Annotated in this window: 17 protein-coding genes; 9 read left to right on the forward strand and 8 right to left on the reverse strand. The window is 55.4% G+C overall.

Annotated features, from left to right (window positions below):
• The first annotated feature begins 129 nt into the window (after positions 1-129).
• On the forward strand, positions 130-1,707 hold the full coding sequence (locus GOX61_RS18120) for a serine hydrolase (RefSeq protein ID WP_170335991.1): 1,578 nt from the start codon (positions 130-132) through the stop codon (positions 1,705-1,707).
• 280 nt (positions 1,708-1,987) lie between these two features.
• On the opposite strand, the gene GOX61_RS18125 is transcribed toward GOX61_RS18120, so the two are convergent.
• The 4 genes from GOX61_RS18125 to GOX61_RS18140 form a co-directional block, all read right to left on the reverse strand.
• Positions 1,988-2,773, reverse strand: coding sequence for an IclR family transcriptional regulator (locus tag GOX61_RS18125; protein WP_170335993.1), 786 nt, complete (start codon positions 2,771-2,773; stop codon positions 1,988-1,990).
• Positions 2,774-2,784: 11 nt separating this feature from the next.
• Positions 2,785-4,143, reverse strand: coding sequence for a TRAP transporter large permease (locus tag GOX61_RS18130; protein WP_155147642.1), 1,359 nt, complete (start codon positions 4,141-4,143; stop codon positions 2,785-2,787).
• Positions 4,143-4,808, reverse strand: a complete 666-nt coding sequence (locus tag GOX61_RS18135; protein WP_170335995.1) for a TRAP transporter small permease — start codon at positions 4,806-4,808, stop codon at positions 4,143-4,145. Before GOX61_RS18135 ends, GOX61_RS18130 begins: the two co-directional genes overlap by 1 nt.
• A gap of 66 nt (positions 4,809-4,874) precedes the next feature.
• Positions 4,875-6,113: a TRAP transporter substrate-binding protein gene (locus GOX61_RS18140; protein WP_155147646.1), complete on the reverse strand. Its 1,239-nt coding sequence runs from the start codon at positions 6,111-6,113 to the stop codon at positions 4,875-4,877.
• Between the two features lie 109 nt (positions 6,114-6,222).
• Between GOX61_RS18140 and GOX61_RS18145 the strand changes: the two genes are divergently transcribed.
• From GOX61_RS18145 to GOX61_RS18170, 6 genes are all read left to right on the forward strand, one after another.
• Complete coding sequence (locus tag GOX61_RS18145) at positions 6,223-7,818, forward strand: GMC family oxidoreductase (protein ID WP_170335997.1); 1,596 nt, start codon at positions 6,223-6,225, stop codon at positions 7,816-7,818.
• A 459-nt stretch (positions 7,819-8,277) separates the two neighbouring features.
• Positions 8,278-9,408, forward strand: a complete 1,131-nt coding sequence (locus GOX61_RS18150; protein ID WP_170335999.1) for an ABC transporter substrate-binding protein — start codon at positions 8,278-8,280, stop codon at positions 9,406-9,408.
• 51 nt (positions 9,409-9,459) lie between these two features.
• Complete coding sequence (locus GOX61_RS18155; RefSeq protein WP_170336000.1) at positions 9,460-10,380, forward strand: branched-chain amino acid ABC transporter permease; 921 nt, start codon at positions 9,460-9,462, stop codon at positions 10,378-10,380.
• The gene (locus GOX61_RS18160) at positions 10,377-11,363 is read left to right on the forward strand and encodes a branched-chain amino acid ABC transporter permease (protein ID WP_155147653.1); all 987 of its coding nucleotides are present in this window, start codon (positions 10,377-10,379) and stop codon (positions 11,361-11,363) included. Before GOX61_RS18155 ends, GOX61_RS18160 begins: the two co-directional genes overlap by 4 nt.
• The gene (locus GOX61_RS18165; protein WP_170336002.1) at positions 11,356-12,105 is read left to right on the forward strand and encodes an ABC transporter ATP-binding protein; all 750 of its coding nucleotides are present in this window, start codon (positions 11,356-11,358) and stop codon (positions 12,103-12,105) included. Before GOX61_RS18160 ends, GOX61_RS18165 begins: the two co-directional genes overlap by 8 nt.
• Positions 12,102-12,788: an ABC transporter ATP-binding protein gene (locus tag GOX61_RS18170; protein WP_170336004.1), complete on the forward strand. Its 687-nt coding sequence runs from the start codon at positions 12,102-12,104 to the stop codon at positions 12,786-12,788. The genes GOX61_RS18165 and GOX61_RS18170 overlap by 4 nt, the downstream gene beginning before the upstream one ends.
• 189 nt (positions 12,789-12,977) lie before the next feature.
• Here the strand turns inward: GOX61_RS18170 and GOX61_RS18175 are convergent, their stop codons facing one another.
• Genes GOX61_RS18175 through GOX61_RS18185 form a run of 3 tightly spaced genes read right to left on the reverse strand, consistent with a single transcriptional unit; the run spans position 12,978 to position 19,029 of the window.
• A complete protein-coding gene (locus GOX61_RS18175) occupies positions 12,978-14,291 on the reverse strand; it encodes an aspartate aminotransferase family protein (protein WP_170336006.1) in 1,314 nt (437 codons plus the stop codon).
• A complete protein-coding gene (locus GOX61_RS18180; protein ID WP_170336008.1) occupies positions 14,288-16,666 on the reverse strand; it encodes a GcvT family protein in 2,379 nt (792 codons plus the stop codon). Before GOX61_RS18180 ends, GOX61_RS18175 begins: the two co-directional genes overlap by 4 nt.
• Positions 16,663-19,029, reverse strand: a complete 2,367-nt coding sequence (locus tag GOX61_RS18185) for a GcvT family protein (protein ID WP_170336009.1) — start codon at positions 19,027-19,029, stop codon at positions 16,663-16,665. Before GOX61_RS18185 ends, GOX61_RS18180 begins: the two co-directional genes overlap by 4 nt.
• 47 nt (positions 19,030-19,076) lie before the next feature.
• On the opposite strand from GOX61_RS18185, the gene GOX61_RS18190 reads away from it, so the two are divergent.
• Positions 19,077-19,820 carry a hypothetical protein gene (locus GOX61_RS18190; protein ID WP_170336011.1) on the forward strand — a complete coding sequence of 248 codons (744 nt, stop codon included), beginning with the start codon at positions 19,077-19,079 and terminating at the stop codon, positions 19,818-19,820.
• Here the strand turns inward: GOX61_RS18190 and GOX61_RS18195 are convergent.
• Positions 19,814-21,340, reverse strand: coding sequence for a trimethylamine methyltransferase family protein (locus GOX61_RS18195; protein ID WP_170336014.1), 1,527 nt, complete (start codon positions 21,338-21,340; stop codon positions 19,814-19,816). The two genes, GOX61_RS18190 and GOX61_RS18195, sit on opposite strands and share 7 nt — an antisense overlap.
• An 80-nt stretch (positions 21,341-21,420) precedes the next feature.
• Between GOX61_RS18195 and GOX61_RS18200 the strand changes: the two genes are divergently transcribed.
• Positions 21,421-22,383 (forward strand): LysR family transcriptional regulator, encoded by a 963-nt coding sequence (locus tag GOX61_RS18200; RefSeq protein ID WP_155147669.1) that lies wholly within the window; start codon positions 21,421-21,423, stop codon positions 22,381-22,383.
• Positions 22,384-22,439: the final 56 nt, after the last annotated feature.

The following is a 22,439-nucleotide window of genomic DNA, read 5'->3' on the forward strand; positions in this document are numbered from 1 at the left end:
TTGCGACATAGCCTGTGAAAGCGCGAACGCTGCCAACGGCCAGACTTCAAACAAATCAATTGGTCCTGAATCTATGCAGTTCACCAAACTATGGTTAGAGTTACCTGTATGAATTAGCCGAGATTTATTATGCAAACCAATTCTATTTCCCGTCGGTTTTTCCTTGGATCTGCGACCGCCTCGCTGGTCGGTATGCCTCTGACGGCGTATGCCCAGACGCCATCGCCGTCTCAAATGGCGGGCGTTGCGGTGCCGCCTGGTCAGATTGCGACCGCAATCGCGGCACTGGATGATATCGTTGCCGAGATCATGGCGCGCAGCGGTATCCCTGGCGTCTCCGTCGCGGTCGTGCACAAGGGTGAAACAGTTTTGACCAACGGTTACGGTCTGCGTCGCGTGGGGTCATCGGATACTATCAACCCGGACACCGTGTTTCAGATCGCTTCCGTATCAAAATCAGTCGGGGCCACAGTGGTTGCGCAGCAAGTGGGGCAAGGAGTTGTTTCCTGGGACAGCCCCATGCATGAACTCTTGCCATGGTTTCGTCTGTCGGACCCGGCGCGAAGTGAGTTGTTGACCATTGGGGACCTGTACAGTCACAGGTCTGGTCTGCCAGATCACGCAGGCGATGATTTGGAAGATCTGGGCTTTGACCGCACAACGATACTGGAGCATCTGCGGTTGCTGCCCCTCGCTCCATTTCGGACATCTTACGCCTATACCAATTTCGGCCTCACCGCCGCCGCTGAAGCAGTAGCGGAAAAAGCGGGGATGGATTGGGCAACGTTGTCTGAGCAGGCGATTTACCAGCCGCTTGGTATGACGCGCACTAGTTCGCGTTTCGCTGACTACATGGCGGTCACTGACCGGGCTGTTCCTCATACGCCCAGCGATGGAGTGTTTCTCCCGCAGTTTCAGCGCATGCCTGACGCGCAGTCGCCAGCAGGTGGTGTCAGTTCCTCTGCCAACGATATGGCCAGATGGATGCAGTTGATTCTGGCAAATGGCCGTTACGGTGACGATCAGATTATTCCGCCCGAGGCCCTGCTTCCTGCGATCAGTCCGCAAACCGTATCATCACCGCCGACATCCCCAGACAGCCGCGCCGGGTTCTATGGGTTTGGCTTCAATGTCAGCACCGAACCTTCCGGGCGGGTAAAACTCAGCCACTCAGGGGCCTTTGTAATGGGCACGGGCACCTGTTTCTCTCTCATTCCCTCTTTAGATCTCGGCATCGTCGTATTGTCGAATGCATCTCCGGTAGGGGCGGTGGAATCCATCGCAGCGGAATTCACCGATCTGGCTCAGTTTGGAAAGCAGACCCGCGATTGGTATGCAGGCTATTCTCAATTGTTCAAACCGTTCTTTGACCCACTCGGCCATACTGTGGGCGCCTTTCCCCCGGTCGACGCGGCCGTTCCTCTGAATTTCGAAACCGCTGTCGGCAAGTACAGCCACCCATATTTTGGGACTGTGGAGATTCAGGCGACGGGAGAGCAATTGGTATTGTTAGTTGGACCGCATTCGCAGGATTACCTGCTGCAACCGTGGGACGGAGCCACCATGGTTTTCGACTTTGTTACGGAAAACGCTCCACCCGGATCGCGCTCAATGCTGACATTTGAAGATCTAGCGAGTGGCAAAGCGGGAAGTATCGTAGTTGAGCTGTTTGGTGAACACGAACCTTCTCGTTTCATCCGTGTCTGACTCTGTTTCCTGATAGCGTTGTTTAATGTCCGTCGTATACCTGCCCATTGACCGGCTTAAAGCAGACCTCTGTTCCGATGTTGCACAGAACCGCCTCTCGTTGGTCAGGCATTAACCCTGACTGGCCACTAGGTGGTATTGGACTTGTAAGATTGGTGGTCGGCTTTGAGTGCCGTTCGAGAACTTCGCAAACACTCGCGAGCGAGGCCGATCTACCCTGATCCAAACGACTGTACATTCTGCCTTTCGGTGTTGACGCTGATCGCCGGAAGCTCGCTTATTATTGATCAAAAGAAAGCAAGTTAGAAAGTTTCTTTGCCCCTCGCTGTAAAGTTTCCAGAAACAGAACTAACCCATCTACGTCATGCCTCTGAGTTGGAGCGTGTACCGACAAAGTAGCAACGAGACGTTTATTGGCGTCAATAATTGGAACTGCAATGGCAGACATCCCAAGCATGAACTCTTCGTTGTCTGTGGAGTAACCGTTTTGGGAGATAAGGGTAATCTCATCTCGCAGCGCTTTGGGCCTCGTCAAGGTATGGTCGGTTTGGGGAAGTAATTTTCGAGCCGACAGGTAGCCATCAAGCGTCTTCTGGCGAAGGGTCGAGAGGTACATCTTTCCGCTTGCCGTGCAATGAAAAGGTACTTGGGTGCCAATTGGCAACTGAATTCGAAGTGGCCACTTTGTTTCGACCCGGTCGAGATAAATCATACCTTCCCGGTCGGGGATGGCGAGGTTGCAGGTTTCTCCTACTTCGTCGGCAATGCCTCGCAAAATCGCAAGCCGCGCAGTGCGCAGGTGTTCTGCCGACATCGTGTTGACCGACAGCTGGCGCAGGCGCGGACCCGGCCCGTAGGATCTGCCATCCAGATCGCGTTGAAGAAACCCTTCAGCTTCAGCGGTTTGAAGCAGCCTGTGAATTGTCGGTTTCGCAAGACCGAGCGTATCAACTAACTCTGCCGGTTTGACGGGAACACCGCGCCTTGCCACTTCTTCCAGGATCAGAAGTAACCGCAAGTTCGTGGGAATTTGGGTTTCACGTTGTGATGCGTCCGTAGATACCATCCCGTTACATTCTAGTTGTTTGGTAGTAGGATCAAGGCCAGATCAGGTACCAAAGAGACTAAAATCCATACCGAAAGCAGCGCTGCGAGATACGGAACTGTGTATCTGAGCAGGCGGAAATACGGCACACCCGTCACGCCAGATGCAACATAGAGATTCAGGCCATATGGTGGGGTGATGAAACCGATCGAGGCGCCAACGAGGAAGATGACCGAGAAGTGAATCGGATCAATCCCGACAGAGGCCGCAATAGGGGCAAGGATTGGTGCAAGGATGATCGTGACAGGTAAGCTCTCCAGCACCATTCCCGAGAAGAATACAATCACCATCGATGTAAACAGAACTGCGTGATAGCCGCCCATTGATGTCACGAAATCGCCAATTGTCTGCTGGGCGCCGAGCAGGGACAGAATTTGCTGCATGACGACAGATATGGCGATCAATGGCGCCAGAATTCCCGTGATTTGTGCAGAGCGGATCACGATCGAGGGGATTTCAGGGATCGTGAAACCTTCGACGACCAGCATTTCCGCATAGGTCTTTTCAGAGGGTGAAATATCGCCGCGCGCACCCATAATGCGATTAATCGGGTAGCTGACCAATCCGGCAATCACGCAAAACCCGACAGTTACACCAGCCGCCTCGGTCGGAGAGAACTTGCCAGTGTAGATCCCCCACAAGACCAGCCCGATCGCAAAGAAACCAAGCCAGGCACCGAAAGCAGTTTTGAGAACCCGGTTCAGCTGCAAAGGGATCAGGTGACCCCAGCCGTTGATCCGGCAGATGATCCAGCATGCAAACTGCATGCCGAACACCATCAGTGCACCGGGAAGGATGCCAGCCACAAACAGCTCGGAGATTGGCAGGTTCATCAGGAAGCCGTAGACGATGAATATGATCGACGGTGGGATAATGATCCCAACGGTGCCACCAGCTGCTGCAGTTGCGGCGCTGAAACGTTCGTCGTATCCGCCTTTGACCATCTCGGGGTGCAACATTGACCCGATTGTCGCGGTAGTCGCAGAGTTCGATCCCGAGATCGCAGCAAACAGCCCGCAGGCCCCCAACGAAGCCATCGCCAACCCGCCGCGTATCCAGCCCAGACAGGCATAGGCAAAATCGCTAAGCCGACGGGCAATGCCAGATTTGTTGATCAGGTCGCCAGTCAGTATGAACAACGGCATAGCCAGCAGGGCAAATCCCTTGTTGAAAACATTGAGCAGCTCGGCGCCCATATTGTCGAGTGTTAGTCCCAAAACGAATGAGCAACCGATCACCCAATAGCCGATAACCAGCAGCACCGGCACGCCCAGCATGAACAGAAACGTGACCCCCAGAGAGATCAGAGTGACCCATGTACCATCTGTCATCAGTCTGCTCCTATAACGGCCTGCTTGATCAGCGGCTCGCCGGTTTTCCAGTTGTTGAGATCATCTGCCAGGTTTTGAAAAACGCGCCCGACCATCAGGAAGAATGAAAGCGGGGCAGCAAGCAGGAACCACCACTGCATGATGTTGTCGGTCCCGAGCACGATCTGAAAATTCGAAGCGGACAGCGCAACAAGCCGCGACGTGGTCACAATGACGATCACCGCAAAAATGAACCACAGGACGGCATCGAGTATCAGGCAGGCCAACTGCCCGCTTCGCGGCATCGCCGTGCGGAATTCGCTGAAACTGAGGTGTGTACGCAGACGAACATTATAGGAGGCACCAAACCAGGCCATCACCATGAACAGAAGTGGAGGAATGGTGGTGGACCAGGGTTCCTGATCATTGAAGACGAACCGGTCGATCACGCCCCAAAAGATGATCAATGCGATGGCGAGGTAGGAATATACCATCACCGAACGCTCAAGATGGCGTTCGATAAAGGGCACCTTGCGATAGATCAGCATCACCAAAAAGCCGCCCAAGGCTGCAACAATCACGCCGACTATCCAAGCGGCATCTGATTCCAAGGCGATTTGGATCTCGAATGAATCGCGAGTGAGCAAGGCGCTGAAAATCGCGCCGATATCTGCCCATAATGACATGAACCCCGTCCTCCCAGTCGGTGTTTGAATGAGCCGGCCCTTTTGAGGCCGGCTCGGTCAGATTAATCAGGCTTGGCCCATCCACCAACGGCGTGGTTCAACATTTTCCGGCAAGGTGTCTGCGGGGATCTCGCGCGCGATGTCGTAGATCTCCTGGTAGGTGTCGATACCACCGGCCCACTTGTTGAGACGTTCGCGCCACTGTGCCCACGGTTCAGGGTTGTAGTTCGGGGCGCACATCTCTTCGGCCAGTTTGATCTGATCATCGGGCAGGAAGGCCGGACGAACGCCGTTTTCCGCGAAGATCGTGTTGGGAAGCTGGGGCTCCGAGAAACCGACCGTGTTCAAAAGCGCAGCTTCGTTCGCGCCTTGGATGAGGGCTTGTGTGAAATACGACGATTCCATCACTGCATCCTGAAGTTCACCTCCAAGGCTATCGAACACTTTTGCAGACATCGATGTATGCTCGGTTCCGCAGAAGAACTTGAGGTTTACTGACTGCGAAACCACAGGCGCCATATTGGCGTAGGCAACAGCCGATGCCCACGTTTCGGCACCATCGATCAGGCCGGTTTTAAGAGCGTCCAGTGTTTCTTCCCACGCAACCGGAACCGGGTTCAGGTTCAGAAGCTGCATGGCGATCCGGCCAAGCTGTGTGCCTGTCACGCGGTTCTTTGTGCCAAATAGCTCTTCCAGTTTGGTAACGGTCGGCTTGTCAGCAAAGGTCGAGCCCATTTGCAGGCCGCGCAGTTCGCAGTGGGTGAACAAGAATTTCAGCCCATGCCGTTTTTCAAGTGGCTCACGCAGGATGCGCTGGCTCGCCGGGCTATAGAAGAAGTGGTACTGAGCTGCACGGCTGGGGAACATATAGGCATAGTCCAGCACGTTCAGATAAGGTGCGCCACCAGCCGAGTTCTGGGTCGAGGCCGCATAGATGTCGACGATTCCCTGCTGTGTCTTCTCCACACAACTCAGCTGTCCACAAATCTGGTTGTCACCGATGAACTCGATGCGAATCTCGCCATCGGTGCGCTCTTCCAGGTCGCGAGCGAACTCGATAGCGCCCGCCCGCTCGATCAACAGGTTGCGGGTGTTGAAGCCGGACGCACCGAATTTCAGTGTGTGCTTTGGTTCTTTCGAGAACCGTTTTTCGTAAGTCGATTCAGCTGCTTGCGCGAGATTGGCCAGACTCATCGCCCCGCCGAATCCACCTGCGGCCAGCAGCGTCGAGCTCATGCCATAGCGTCCAGCCACACGGAAAAAATCCCGCCTTGAAATACCGCTTAGTTTCTTACCGATCTCCATTGCTTACCTCCCTGATCGCAATTAATGAGACTTTTTGTATCAAAAAATGCTAGTATAGTTCCGGCAATTTGCATAGGGTTTTTTTCAGTGACCTTGGGAGGAGACCATCATGGAGGTAGATTATGCAGTTGTCGGAGCCGGTTCTTCGGGCTGTGTCATCGCCAACCGACTGAGTGCCGATTCTCAGACGACGGTCGCCTTGCTTGAGGCAGGAGGGCCGGACACCAATCCGTGGATTCACATTCCCGTCGGCTACTTCAAGACCATGCATAACCCTTCTCTCGACTGGTGTTATCGCACCGAACCGGATCCAGGTCTAAATGGACGATCAATAGACTGGCCGCGTGGTAAGGTGCTGGGGGGGTCATCTTCGCTGAACGGGTTACTTTATGTTCGTGGCCAGAAAGAAGATTACGATCGCTGGCGCCAAATGGGTAACACGGGATGGGGTTGGGATGACGTGTTGCCCCTGTTCAAACGTAGCGAAGATCAGGAGCGCGGGGAGGACGATTTCCATGGAATCGGCGGCCCGCTCTCGGTTTCCAATATGCGGATTCAGCGACCAATCTGTGACGCGTGGGTCACGGCCGCGCAGGCTGCGGGATATCCGTTCAATCCTGACTACAACGGTGAAAGGCAGGAGGGTGTTGGCTACTTTCAGCTAACTACGCGAAACGGTCGCAGGTGCAGTGCCGCCGTTGCTTATTTAAAACCTGTTAGGAACAGGAAAAACCTGAATATCATGACACATGCCTTGGTCAGTCGCATCGTGCTGGACGGCAAAAAGGCCACAGGGCTTGTGTATCGAGACCGCGCAGGGAATGAGAAAACGATAAAAGTCCGTCGTGAAATCATATTGTCCGGCGGGGCTATAAACTCTCCACAGATCCTGATGTTGTCCGGCATCGGAGACCCCGAACACCTGAAGGAAAACGGAATCGAGCCTGTGCACACGCTGCCTGGTGTCGGGAAAGGTTTGCAGGATCATTTGCAAGCGCGTCTGGTGTTCAAGTGTAATGAGCCCACGCTGAATGACGAAGTGCGCAGTCTGTTCAATCAGGCTCGTATTGCTCTGAAATACGCATTGTTCCGGGCAGGTCCGATGACAATGGCGGCCAGCCTTGCAACAGGATTTCTGAAGACCAGACCTGAGGTGGAAACGCCTGACATTCAGTTTCATGTTCAGCCATGGTCTGCAGACAGCCCCGGTGAAGGCGTGCATCCGTTCTCGGCCTTCACGATGTCGGTTTGTCAGCTGCGCCCCCAGAGCAGGGGAGAGTTGCGTCTGAATGGTCCAGACCCTACTCAACACGTGAAGATTATCCCGAACTACCTGTCGACCGAAGTTGACTGTCGCACCATCGTTGATGGAGTGAATATTGCACGCAAGATCGCGCGTCATAATCCGCTTGCTTCAAAAATTTCGGAAGAGTTCCGGCCGACAGCCGAACTATCCACTGACGACTACAGTGGAACCCTGGATTGGGCGAGATCTAATTCTGTTTCGATTTATCATCCCACCGGTACCTGTGCGATGGGGTCGTCCGACAGATCAGTCGTAGATCCCAGCCTGAAGGTGCACGGAATCGAAAACCTGCGGGTCGCCGACTGCTCAATCATGCCGGAAATCGTTAGTGGGAACACTAATGCTCCAGCTATAATGATTGGAGAGAAAGCAAGCGAACTGCTTTCTGACAGGGCTTAGGTGTGCCGTCCTGACATTACCTTGAACTGGTTTGCATTTTCCTGCGTTCAATAAGTGCTAAAAAACTTAGATTTATGGTTGCATGATCAAATCGGATGAACGCATGCCGCTTTCCTAACTTGTTGAACCGCTGGCCGATTAATCAGGCCAGGGGTTTCGAAAATAGCTTTAGCCGCTGGAACCATTTCCGTTTTGTGAGCTTTCGACTGATCTGCGACACCAGCCAACTTTTTATTGATCTGGCCAAGAGTTTCCTGCCTTTGCTCTGCATGGCAGGTGCATAGCTCCAATTGAGGTCGCTGACAGGGTCGTTAGCGCGCTTTCGATGGCCTTGTGCATTCTCGTTTCCCGGATATCTCAACACCGTGTTGAAATTTCGTCTGAAAATGAGGCCTCGAACGGGTGTTCAGAGCGCCCGAGTTTTGTATGAAATAGGAAAGACCAACAAGGGAGAAACAAATGAAAAAGCTGCTATTGGCCGCTGCGGCATCTGCCCTGTGCGCAACAGGCGCACTGGCTGAGGTCAAGGTCGGGATGATCACCACTCTGTCCGGTGGTGGCGCGGGTCTTGGAATTGATGTTCGCGATGGTTTTATGCTGGCAATTGCACAGTCCGGCCGTGACGACATTGAGGTCGTGATCGAAGATGATCAGCGCAAACCGGATATTGCGGTTCAGCTTTCGGATAAAATGATCCAGTCCGAGCGTGTCGATGTGATGACAGGGATCATCTGGTCCAACCTTGCTATGGCGGTTGTCCCAGCGGCGGTGAACCAGAATGTGTTCTACCTGTCGCCCAATGCCGGGCCTTCACCGCTCGCAGGCAAAGGCTGCCACCAGAACTATTTCAACGTTGCGTGGCAGAACGACAATCTGCACGAGGCCGCAGGGGCTTATGCCAATGAAGCGGGCTATGAAAAGACCTTCATCATGGCACCGAACTATCCGGCGGGCACTGACGCTCTGACCGGCTACAAGCGGTACTTCAAGGGTGATCTGGCCGGTGAAGTCTATACCAAGCTTGGTCAGACGGACTATGCCGCCGAAATCGCGCAGATCCGGGCAAGTGACGCGGACAGCGTGTTCTTCTTCCTGCCTGGCGGCATGGGGATTTCCTTCCTCAAGCAATATGCTGACAGCGGTATTGACCTTCCGGTTGTTGGTCCTGCGTTCAGCTTTGACCAGGGCATCCTTCAGGCCGTTGGGGACGCAGCACTTGGCGTCGTGAATACATCGCAGTGGAACAAGGACATCGACAACCCAACCAATGAAGCTTTCGTCGAAAGCTTCCAGGCCGAGTACGGTCGTCTGCCATCGCTTTACGCGAGTCAGGGGTTTGACACTGCAAACCTGTTGCTGTCGGCGCTTGAGAAGGCTGACCCGTCCGATGCAGATGCATTCCGCGAAGCGCTGCGGGCTGCTGACTTTGACAGCACACGCGGGGATTTCGCCTTTGGCCCGAACCATCACCCGGTGCAGACGATCTATGCACGCGAAGTGATCAAGGAAGGCGACGTCTTTACGAACAAGATCATCGGTGCAGCGCTGGAAGGTCATTCTGACGCTTACGCGGCCGACTGCAAAATGTGATCGATCTCTGCCTGCCTTCTGACCGAGGGCAGGCAGATCCCCGGAGTTTCCATGTCTTCGATCCTGATTATCGAGCAGATCCTCAACGGACTGCAATTCGGCGTTATGCTCTTTTTAATGGCTGCCGGCCTGACTCTGATCTTCGGGGTCATGGGTTTGATCAATCTCGCCCACGGCTCGTTATATATGGTCGGGGCGTTCGCTGCGGCGGCTGTTGCCGGCGTGACAGGCTCGTTCTTTCTGGGTTTGATTGCTGCTCTTGCGGCTGCTGCTCTGGCCGGCGCGATCATCGAAATGGTTGTCATCCGACGGCTATATGATGCCGCGCATCTTGATCAGGTTCTGGCTACTTTTGCTCTGATCCTGATTTTTTCAGAGGGTACACGCTGGATTTTCGGATCCTTTCCACTGTTCCTGAATATTCCAGAAGCGCTGTCCGGTCCTGTGAGTTTACCCGGTGGGATCGAATACCCCCTATACCGTTTGACTCTGATCTTGATCGGGATGGCTGTGGCAGGGGGGCTTTGGCTGCTCATCGAACGTACACGGATCGGGATTCAAATTCGTGCCGGTGAAAATGACCGTGAAATGATCGCAGCATTGGGTGTCGACATCTCAAAGCTCTACACGCTTGTTTTCGCGCTTGGGGCCGCTCTGGCTGGTCTGGCCGGAGCCTTGGTGGGCGCAATTCAATCGGTTCAGGTCGGTATGGGTGAGCCAGTGCTTATCCTTGCGTTCGTCGTCATTGTCATCGGCGGTATCGGGTCGATCCGGGGGGCATTCATCGGGGCGCTTCTGGTGGGTCTAACCGATACATTGGGTGGCGTGTTTCTGCCCGAACTGTTCAAACTGTTCATGGATACAGGCGCTGCTCAGAAAAGCGGCTCGGCCATCGCATCCATGGGAATATACATCCTGATGGGACTGGTTCTGATCTGGCGTCCCACCGGCTTGTTCGGAGCACGTGCATGACGCTTGATGAACGCTATATCAACGGTCTCGTGCTGATCGGGTTGCTTGCGTTGCCACTTTGGGCGTTGGCAACGGATGAACCTTTCACGATCACGCTGGTAACCCGTGCAGTCATCCTTGCTTTGGCAGCGGTCGGTCTGAACCTCATTCTGGGTATTGGCGGGATGGTTAGCTTTGGCCACGCTGTTTTCTTCGGCATTGGCGGCTATGCAATGGGGATCCTTGCCTATCACGCACAGACCTATACTGCGCTCGACCTCGGGTTCTTTGAGACTGATGGTACCAACTCAATGCCGGTTATCTGGCTTGTTGCAATGATAATGTCAGCGATCGTGGCGTTCTTCATTGGCCTTTTGTCCCTGCGAACATCCGGTGTCTACTTCATCATGATCACACTCGCCTTTGGCCAGATGTTCTTCTACTTCGCAATCTCGTGGGCCCAGTACGGTGGCGAGGATGGGCTTTCGATTTATGTTCGCAACGGCTTCCCGGGCCTGAACACGCTGGTTCCAATTCAGTTCTTCGGCATATGCTTCGCCTTGCTGTGCATCGTGCTTTTCCTCTTTTCACGACTTCAGTCATCGCCCTTTGGTCTGGCACTGAATGCAGCGCGTCAAACCAATGCGCGGGTCGAGACTGTTGGCCTGAACCCCATGCATCTCAAACTGCTGGCCTTTGTCATCTCAGGTGCCATCACAGGGCTGGCCGGGGCTTTGTTTGCTGATCTGAACCGCTTTGTTTCACCCACAATGTTCAGCTGGCAATTGTCCGGCGAACTGATTGTCTTGATCATTATCGGTGGGGTAGGGCGCCTGATGGGACCAGTGATTGGTGCCTGTGTATTTGTCGCGCTAGAGCATTTTCTAGGTGAACTCACCGAGTTCTGGCATGTTTATCTGGGCATCATTCTGTTGTGCATCGTCCTGTTCGGACGCGGCGGGTTGATTGGTCTTCTGACCGGCAAGGAGGGGGCACATGTCTGAACCGATCCTTGCAACTCATGGACTGAACAAAAGCTTTGGTGCTCTCAAGGCAACCAACGACGTTTCCATTGATCTCATGCCCCGCGAAATTCACGCGATCATCGGGCCCAACGGAGCGGGAAAATCCACACTGATCAAGCAGATCTGCGGTGGGCTAAGGCCGGATTCAGGGCGAGTGGTACTGTGCGGGCAGGACGTGTCCGGCAAAACCACCCAAGCCAGAGCGCGCGCTGGATTGGGGCGAACTTTCCAGATTTCCGACCTGTGCATGGAAGACACAGTTCTGGAAAACGCAGTGCTGGGTGCGATGGGTGCTGAAGGGGTCGCCTGGCGGTTCTGGCGCAGCGCCTTGAAAACCAGTGTACTTCTGGAAAGAGCTGAAGCCGCATTGGACCGCGTCGGTCTAGCGGAAGAACGCAACTCGCGCTGTGCCAACTTAAGCCATGGCCAACGTCGGCAATTGGAGGTGGCTGTTGCGCTGACGCTGTCACCACGGGCTTTTATCATGGATGAACCGATGGCAGGGCTTGGGGCAGAAGGTTCCAAACGGCTGACCGGTTTTCTGGATGGATTGCGCGAAGAAGCGCCAATCCTGCTGGTGGAACATGATATGGACGCTGTCTTTGCTCTGGCGGATCGGATCAGTGTCTTGGTCTATGGCAAAGTCATTGCCACGGGAACCGCAGATGAAATCCGCAGTAGTCAAGAAGTGCGCGAAGCCTATCTGGGGGACGAGATATGAGCTTTCTTACCGTTCAGAACCTTACCGCCACCTACGGTGTCAGCCAGGCATTGTTCGGAGTGGATCTGACAATGGCAGAGGGTGAAGTGACGGCCCTGATGGGGCGAAATGGAATGGGCAAATCGACAACCGTAAAGGCGGTCTGTCAGATGATCAGGTCCGAAGGGACACTTACCCTGGATGGGTTGAACCTACATGACCTTCCCAGCCATAAAGTCGCCCGCAAGGGTGTGGGTCTTGTGCCGGAGGGGCGTCGCTGTTTTGCCGATCTTACCGTGCGGGAAAATCTTGTCGCTGCGGCTCGGCCCGGGGATTGGAACATGGCAAAGGTGACGGAGTTGTTTCCTCGACTTGGTGAGCGGGAAAGTCAACGCGCTGCTTCTTTGTCGGGCGGAGAGCAACAGATGCTCGCTATTGGCCGCGCGCTTATGACCAACCCTCGGCTGCTGATCCTTGATGAGGCAACCGAAGGCCTCGCGCCGATCATTCGGCAAGAGATTTGGGCGGCATTGCGCCGTCTGAAACAGGAAACCAGCGTAGCTATTCTGTTGATCGACAAATCTCTGAAGGAACTGGCAGCCGTATCAGACAAAGCAGTGATACTGGAACGCGGTAAGACGGTTTGGGCAGGTGCTATGGCGGATCTGACGCCTGAAATATCCGAGAGATATGTGGGTGTCTGATGGGGTTTGAACCCCATCAGAAAGCGCTATCCAACCCTTCGATTAAGAGCGGAATTCACCAATCGAGTTGTTACCTCAGCTGGCATTCCAAATTGAAAACCAGTTTACGCAAGCCGCAGAAACGGTAGTCATCTGAACCGATGCCTCATCATTCATGTACTTCGTACAATGTAATGGAGGGCACGAGACCTAGCCTGCTGCTTTATTAAACGCCAGATCCAACCCCTCAGCCACATGATCCACGTCCTCCAAGGACAGACAAAGCGGGGGCACCATACGCAGACAAGACTGAAAGGGTCCCGATTTTGACAGGATGATCCCCTGATCACGGCAGGCCTCAAAAACTTCTGTAGTCGTTTCCTTGTCGGGTTTTTTGTCGCCACGGTCGCTGACCATTTCGATCGCAAGCATCAGACCTTTGCCGCGCACATCTCCAATGGCCTGATGCTTGTCTTTGAGATCGTGCAACCGTTCCAGCAAGGCAGCCCCCACTTTACGGGCGTTATCCTGCAGACCCTCATCTCGCATTACTGATAGCACTGCACGGGCTGCAGCAGCTGAGGTTGGGTTAGCACCATATGTGTGGAACATGAATTTTTCCGCCATAGGGGCGGCAATGTGTTTTTTGGCTACTACGGCACCGATGGGAAAGCCGTTGCCCAGACCTTTTGCCATCACCACAATGTCCGGTACAACGCCATCCGCTTCAAATCCCCAGAAGTTCTCGCCGGTTCGACCAAATCCGGATTGAACTTCATCGGCGATATAAAGTCCTCCTGCTGCGCGCACTCGCTCAGCAGCGCCGGACATATACCCCTTAGGCATTTCGATGATACCACCATAGCCCTGTACGCTTTCAACGAACATCCCGGCAATCTGGCCCGAGGTTGCCGAGGCTATCGTCCGGTCGATTTCATCCAGATAGGGCTGCGTGCCGGGACCGAAGATTCCGCGATACTGGTTGGGTTCCGGGACGAAGGCCACGTTGCCTGGCATTCCCGGATGGCGCCAGCCCGCAATGCCTGTGATGGACTGCGCCGCCGCCGTCGGGCCATGATAGGCGGTTCGCAAAGCCAACAGATCCAGATTGCCTGTGTAAGTGCGCGCCATGGTCATCGCCAGATCAACCGCCTCGGACCCGGAGTTGGTCAGATGCACCACCCACTCATGGCCTTTCGGCATCGTGGCGGCCAGTTCCTCGGCGAGATGCGCGGGAGTAGGATGGTAGAACATCGTGGTGCAATGGGTCAGATCCTGAGCCTGTTCCATTGCGGCGGAAACAACGCGTGGGTGTGAATGACCTACAGAGATGCAGACGTTCATACCAAGTAGGTCGGTGTATTTGCGACCGTCCGTGTCCCACAGATATTGACCTTGGCCCTTGCGAAATACGATGGGTTCACGAAATGGGGTAAACCGGGTCAATGACGCCGCATAGTACTGATCGCGCCGCGCGGCGGTCGCGTCAAAATCCCATTCTGTGTGCAAAGCATGATCGGTCATGAAAGGCCTCCGGTCTTCAGGCGAGTGTTATTCGGGTCAAAAGGTGGTTCAGGCAGGATGGTCGCGGCACAGTGCTGACCAAGGATCGAAACAGTCAGCCCAGTGCGGGCAGATGTGTTCCGCAGATATCCCAGCGCCAACACCTTGCCGGTTCGGTGGCCATAGGCGCCTGATGTGACGATGCCTACAGGGCTGTCATCCTGCCAAATTGTGTGGGCATAGAACGGATCAACATCTTTTGCCTCAATCTCGAGCAGGACCATTTCCCAAGGGTTTTCGCGGGAAAGGCTCTCTCTTAGATCCGGTCGTACAAGAGGCTTAAGTCCGGCTTCCAGAGGGCTGCGTTCAGTCGTGAGATCGCCACCCCAGCCACGATAACCCTTTTCCAACCGCATGGAATTGGCGGCATAAGCGCCATAAAAACCCAGACCGAACGGAAGTGCAGCCTGTTCCATCCAGTTAAACAGCTGTACCGCTTTGTTGGCAGGCACATGTAGTTCCCAGCCAGCTTCGCCGATATACGAAACACGCAGGGCGCGAACCGGGATATCTGCAATCGTGGTCTCGAGAACAGTCAACCAGGGCATATCGATCAGGTCGGGCAATACCTGTACCGCCTTCGGACCCATGACACCGATTACGGCGTAGTCCGCAGTGACATTTGAAACCTGAACTTCAAGATCTTTGGCGCAGGCGCAAATGAGATCGAAGTCGATCTCTTCGGCGGCGGCAGCTGAGGTCATGTAGGCATGTTGAGACCCAAGTCTGCTTACAGTGAATTCTGACAACACCCCACCCGCCGGAGTAAGCGCATGGGTCAGGCCAATACGGCCAGGTTTTGGAGCACGATTGGCTCCGAGTCTTTTCAGAAACTCAACAACATCAGGCCCGGTTACTTCGAACTTTGAAAAGACCGAAAGGTCTGCGATGGCGACATGGTTTGAGGCGGCCTCAACTTCAGCAGCGACAGGATCAAACCAGTTCGAGCGCCTGAAGGTCTCATCTGCTGTAGTGCCGGGGGTATCCGCGAACCAGTTGGGCCGTTCCCACCCATGGGCGGCACCCATTGCCGCGCCACGTTCAATCATCACTTCATGCAAAGGTGACAGCCGCAATCCGCGACCGGCGGGCCGTTCCTCGTTCGGGTAGTGCACGCCAAACTGCAGACCGAAACACTCGATAGCTTTCTCGACGCGGTATTCACGATCAGCCCATGATCCAAAGCGGCGACTGTCCACCGCCAGCGCATCCATCGGCGGGGCGCCATGGGTCATCCAATGGGCGAGGAACCAGCCAGCACCTCCACCCTCCATGACACCCATGGAAGAACCGGTCAGTAACCATGCATTCTGCAATCCATGGGCAGGACCGATCAACGGATTGGCATCGGGTGTGAAGGTAATCGGGCCGTTGATGACGGATTTTACGCCCCCGGTTTCGAGCGCCGGGATACGTTCCATGGCAGCCAGGATAATGTGTTCTACCCGGTCCAGATCGGGCGGCATAAGATCCGCCCCGAATTCCGGCGGCACACCATCAACCGACCATACCTGTGCCTGTTTCTCGTAAGGACCAAGGATCAGGCCATCGCGTTCCTGCCTGACATACCAGCTTTCTTCCGGATCGCGGATGATTGGGAGTTCGGGCAAGCCTGCAGAGATCCGATCACTGACTGCCTGCACCGTATCTGTCACCAGATACTGATGCAGCACCGGAACCGAGGGGATGTTCAGCCCCATCATTTGCCCAATTTCCCAGCCCCAGGTGCCGGCCGCGTTGACGACATGATTGGCGTGAACCGGGCCTTTGGGAGTCTCAACTCTCCAGACCTCCGCTTCGCGACGAATATCTGTCACGGGACAGTTGCGCCAGATCGCAGCGCCACCGCGACGGGCAACCTCGGCCATTGCGTTTGTTGCCAGCGACGGATCGACGTGGCCATCATCGGGTTCGTAGATACCACCCAGCAACCCATCGAGCCTTGCTAGTGGGAACAACTCGGCGATGCGATCAGGGGTCAGTATCTCAAGTGGATATCCAGTGAACTCTGACAGCCCCGCCACGTGGCGAAATTCGTCCATACGGTCAGGATTGCGTGTGATCCGCATCGCGCCAGACCTGTGAAATCCGCAATCCCTGCCTGTCTCTGAAGGCAGGATATCACGATAGAGCCTGACCGAGGTGGCGCGCAGTTCCTGAATCGTCGGGTTATGCGCAAAATGCGTACAAAGCCCTGCGGCATGCCAGGTTGATCCGTGGGTCAGGTCGTTTTTTTCGACCAGCAACACATCCGACCAGCCAGCCTTCACCAGATGATACATCAGCGAGACACCCATCGCCCCGCCGCCGATAATCACTACCTGCGCTTTGGTCATGCGCGCATCCTTTCACCTTTGGGGTCAAACGGAGCCCGGATAAGGGGGATTGCCGGATAGTCGCGGCCAGCAACTCGGACGCTGAAATCGCGCGCACATGTCTCGGCCAGAGATTCACCCGGCGCAGTCTGAACCATTGCAAAGCACAGGTTCAGACCAGTACGGGGTCCGCGCGCAGCCGAGGTTGTCAGCCCGACATGTCGCCCTGCTTCGTACACAGGTTCGTCATGCAGCATCAATGCATCACCCTCGACCTGCATCAGGACCAGGCGCTGACGAAGGCCATCCTCGCGTTGCGCCTGTAGAGCTGATTTGCCAATAGAGTCTTTGCTCCAATCGATCGTGAAACCCAGCCCGGCCTCCAGTGGGGTTACTTCTGGCCCCAACTCGTGGCCCCAATGCCTGAACCCTTTTTCGAGGCGGCAACCGTCAAGCGTAAAATGCCCCAATGGATGGCCTCCAGCCTCTTTGAGAGAATTAAAAAGAGTTGGTGCCTCGGCGTTTGCAACCGTCAACTCCCAACCCAACTCACCCACAAAGCTCACCCGGGTGGCGCGGCATTCGACATCAGCAAGGTAGGCCTTGCGGGAATGGCCGAAAGGCGTTTCCGGCAAACTCCCCAGTCCTTCCAACAAGTCGCGACTGCCCGCCCCCATGACACCGATGGTGCAGAATTGCTCAGTGACATCGGCGATTTGGGTGCCGTTCGGCAGGTTGCGGCGCAAATAGGCAAGGTCGCGAGCCCGGGTTGCTGCACCTGAGGTAAGATGGAAGGCTTCCGCTCCGATCCGAGTGATCGTTACATCCATCTCTATCCCACCGCGCGCATTCAGCAACTGAGTATAGACTGAGCGACCGAACTCTACATCCAGCTGCGCCGTACTCAACCGGCTTAATCCCACGAGCGCTTCAGCACCGGTAATGTCGAGCTTGGTGAACGGACTCAGATCAATCAAAGCTGTTCCTTCAGCCATGACTGCCGCTTCGGCCCGAGCTATGGGCCACCAACCCTGCGCGCCAACCGAATACGGTTGCGGATCGCCGTACCACAAACCACGTTCCCAGCCCGCTGTAGCACCAAACATGGCGCCAGCCTTTGCCCAGTTGTCATGCAGCGCGGTCTTGCGTAGCCCCCGCCCGGCCGTTGGTTGTTTGTAAGGCCAATGCAGCGCGAACAGATCAGAAACAGCCTCTTCCATGCGTGCTTCCATATGGGAAGGGGTTGCCGTTTTGGGGTCAACCCGGGCCACATCCACCTCCCACATGTCCATCGACGGATGTCCATCGATGATCCAGTCCGCCAAAGCACGACCGATGCCAGCAGAGCTCATCACACCGACCGAGTTCATTCCGGCAGCAACATAAAGCCCATCTACGGATGTTTCCCCAACCAGCGGGCGCGTGTCGGCAGTAAAACTCTCGGGGCCGTTCATGAAATGCTGGATGCCGACGCTCTCCAAATCTGGACAAAGCTCCAGCGCGGCTTCGAGGAACGGGGAAAACTGATCCCAGTCATCAGCGAGTTCAAGAAAGGCCCGGTCGCCTTCGGGTCCGTAGGCATCCCAGCACTTTGCATTGGGTTCGAATCCACCGATTACCAGTTTGCCCGCGTCTCCCTTGATGTAGATGCCGCGATCAAGATCCCGGATGACTGGGAACGGGTTGGGTAGATCCGGTATGGGCTCAGTAACCACATACATGTGCTCAACAGCCTGTAGGGGAAGGGCGACGCCTGCGGTTGCGGCGAGTTCACGAGACCACGCACCGGTGGCGAGAACAACATGATCCGTCGCCAGTTGCGATCCGTCGGACAATTCCACACCGCTGATCCTACCTTTTACGACCAGCATTCGCTTGACCTGAACACCTTCGCGTATTTTCAGACCCCGATCCCGGGCCGCGCGGGCATAGGCCATACAGAGATCGACCGGGTTTACGTTCGCATCTTCCGGGACGTATAGCGCCCCGGCGTGATCCTTGAGGTCGAGCATTGGCAATGGAACGTCCGAGGCGTTGACCACACGGGGCCAAAGGCCCTGAGTGATTCCCAGATCTGCAATCCTGTGCAACTCGTCCAGTCGCGCTTCTTCACGGGCCAACCAGTATCCGCCGGTTCGTTTGTAACCTGTAGAAAGGCCTGTCTCTGCCTCCAGTTCGGGAAAGACGTCCAGCGCTGCCATAGCCAGTTTCGTCATATTCGGGGTGGCGCGCAGCGGCCCGACAATCCCAGCCGCATGCCACGATGTGCCTGATGTCAGCTGGTTCCGCTCCAGCAGAGTGACGTCAGACGCGCAACGTTTGGTCAGGTGATAACCAAGGCTCAATCCGATGGCCCCGCCGCCGATGATCAGTATGCGGCTCATGCAATACTCCGTTGACCGCTGCAGCGTCTTGTTCCAGATTTTGCCTTATGAAAATTCACGCTCTCTGGTGTCATCCGCGATCGGTCTCCACGGCCTTCGAACGCATTATGCGTGAACGAGGCGATCTGGCCGTGCTGCATGAGCCATTCATGTACCATCACTATCTGACCACCACGGACAGGTTGTTTCCTGACTTTGCGCCTGAACCGGGGCATCCAACCACTTATGCCGACATTCGTGAGATGATCTGCGAAAAGGCGCAAGCCAGCCCGGTGTTCTTCAAAGATATGGCGTATTATGTCGCTGAAACGTTGCCGAAGGATCGGGACTTTGCCGGACAGATGAGCCACGCATTTCTGCTGCGTGATCCGACCGAAGCGGCGTTGTCCTATGCCCGACGCGATCCGGCGTTCACACGGACCGAACTGGGGCATGAGGCGCAGCATCGCATGTATCACGCGCTGGTATCTTTGGGGCATGATCCGCTGGTCCTGACGGCCGATCAATTGCGAGACGACCCAGAGAAAACCCTGCGCCGCTACTGGGCGCATATCGGATTGGATTTCGCCAGCCACGCTTTTGCCTGGGATGATCGGGTGCCTGCAGGATGGGAGGCCGTCAAAGGCTGGCATCGCGAAGTTTTGCAAAGCGGCGCGATACGAAAACCAACGCAAACGAATGCCGCAGACCAGCTTGCCGCGCTTGGCGAGCCCTACGTTGGAATCTCGGCCCATCATGAGCCGTTTTATGCAGAGATGCGGGAGATCGCAGAAATGCAGGCCCATCAGTAGTAATCCTGATCAGGTTTTTCCGATTTCCGCTGCGCGATATAGTCTTTCAGCGCGGCATCTATATCCGGGTCAAGACCAGGATCTTCGTAATTCTGGAGCTGTTCCTTCCAGATTGCGTTTGCGCGTTTGGCGGCGTCTTTCGATCCGTCAGCTTGCCATTGCTCGAAAGAACTGTCGTCAGGTGTCCAGGGTCGAAACAGGGCAGTCATGAAATTGGCCTGCGTGTGCTCTGATCCAAGAAAGTGCTGCCCCGGTCCCGTGGCTGCGATTGCTTCCATGGCCTGTGCATTTTCGCTCAGGTCAATCCCGTCAAAGAAACGCGCTACCTTACCGCAAAGATCGTGATCGATGATCGTTTTTTCGAAGGACGTGACCAGTCCTCCTTCCAGCCAGCCGGTGGCATGATTGATCAGGTTTGCCCCTGCGAACATCGACATCAACAAACCCCAGGCTGCCTCTTGCTGGCTTTGTGCGTCAGGCACTTTCGATGAACTGAGCGTTCCGACAGTGTGCAATGGCACGCCCAGTCTGCGGGCCAGCTGCCCGGCGGCCAATACCATTAATCCAGCCTCGGGCGTGCCAAATGTGGGCGCACCTGACTTCATCGACATCGTTGATGCGAAGCTACCCATCAGGCAGGGCGCGCCCGGCGCGACAAGCTGAACCAGCGTCATGGCTGCCATGGTTTCAGCAAGTACCTGCGCGAGGGTCCCCGCTACTGTTGTGGGTGACATCGCCCCGGTCAGAACCCATGGCGTGCAAGCGACGGGCTGTCCCGCTCGCGCATAGGTCTTTAACGCTCCGGACATATGGCTATCCATCACCAGCGGAGCGTTTGTATTTGAAACGCAATACAGAACCGGGTTTTCGGCGACAAAATCCGCCCCGAACAAAATGCGCGCCATATCAATCGCATGGCCCGCGCGTTCGGCTCCGATAAATGCTCCCATGAATGCCCGGTCAGAGTATCGGATATGGGCATACAGCATATCCAGGTGTCGTTTGTTGGCCGGCAGGTCGACCGGCTCACAAACAACCCCGCCAGAATGGTGAAGCCAGGGCAGGTTGTGATGGAGTTTCACCAGATTGGTGAAATCCTCGTAGGAGGCGTAGCGCCGCCCCCGATCCAGATCATGGACGAAAGGCGGCCCCCAAGACGGACACAAGACAGTTGCGTCTCCGCCAAGTTGCACATTGTTCGCTGGATTCCGCGCATGCTGAACAAATTCGGACGGAGCAGTGGTTGTGATCTTGTTGCGGCAGAACCCCGGGGCAAAACGCACCCTTGTCCCTGAAACATCGCACCCCGCGTCGGCAAAAATTTTCAGGATCCCTGGATCATCCTGAAACTCCATCCCGGTTTCTGCCAGAATGCGATCGGCATTGGCTTCAATCTGCTCCAATCCCGCTTCGCTCAGAACATTGAACGTCGAGAGTTTTCGCACGACAAACGGAGTACGAGGCTCGGCTGCGGGGGCTCGTTTCGCATCTCGGCGCTTATGTCTTCGTTGACGTTCCATGTGCGCAACGTCGCAGCCGGATTGACAGTTTCCAATCATATTCGCACAGTATTAGGTATTCTTATACTAATGATGATCTCATGCCCGACCGTCGAACTCTATCACCTGGCCTGATCCGCTCTCTCGAGGTCTTTATTGCCGTCGCCGAAACTGGGCAAATGCGTTCTGGCGCACGGTTGTTGGGCCTGTCCCAACCCGCAGCTTCGCAACATATAGCCGCGTTGGAAAAGGCCTTTGCCACCCAGCTGATTGATCGCAGTGTTCGGCCAGCACGATTGACCCACGCCGGAATGCGGCTGCACAATCGAGCCCAGAAAATTTTGCATGCCCTTTCCGATATGGAATCTGAACTACGCCACATTGGGGAAGGCTCTATCAATCTGCTGCGCGTGGGTATTCAAGCTTCGATCGCTACCACCTTGACGCCGTCGCTGGTTACGCTGGCCCAACAGGAGTTTGGGGTCGAGGACATCACCCTTCACGCAGGACAGAGTGGCAATCACGAGCATCTTCTCCGCACAAAACAGGCCGATCTTGCGATAACCTCGAACCCGTTCCTCGATATGGACGGGCTGGAGCGGCATCACATATTGAAAGAAGACTACTTGCTGGTTCTACCCGCTGACTATGACGGCCCTACAAGCAGCCTTGAGGCGATCCAAAGAAAGCTACCTTTGGTTCGGTTTGGAGATACGACAAACGCGGGCCGCCAGATTGCCCAACATCTTCGCAGGCTGCGGTTTGAACCGGATAGAGTGATTCAGGCCGATCGCTCGAGCATGGTGACCTCCTGCGTGGCTGCAGGGCAAGGTTTCAGCCTTTTGACGCCAACCCTGTTGATTGACGGGATGGTCGAGAACATGCAGCTTCGCCTGCTTGAGTTGCCGGTGGTTGGTCTTTCGCGCACGCTGACTGTCGTCGCCCGAAAGGGGGAACTGCAGAACTTACCGAAAGCAATCGCCGCGTTGTCCAAACAAAAGCTGACACATCATATTGCAGAATATGTCGGGAAGATCGGATCCCAGAGTGTAGATCGTTCTTAACTGGTGCATCGGTCTCACCATGGAGTATCGGATATTGATCCAAACTATGCACGCAA

The sequence above is a fragment of the Ruegeria arenilitoris genome (assembly GCF_013030265.1).
Lineage (GTDB): Bacteria > Pseudomonadota > Alphaproteobacteria > Rhodobacterales > Rhodobacteraceae > Ruegeria > Ruegeria arenilitoris_E.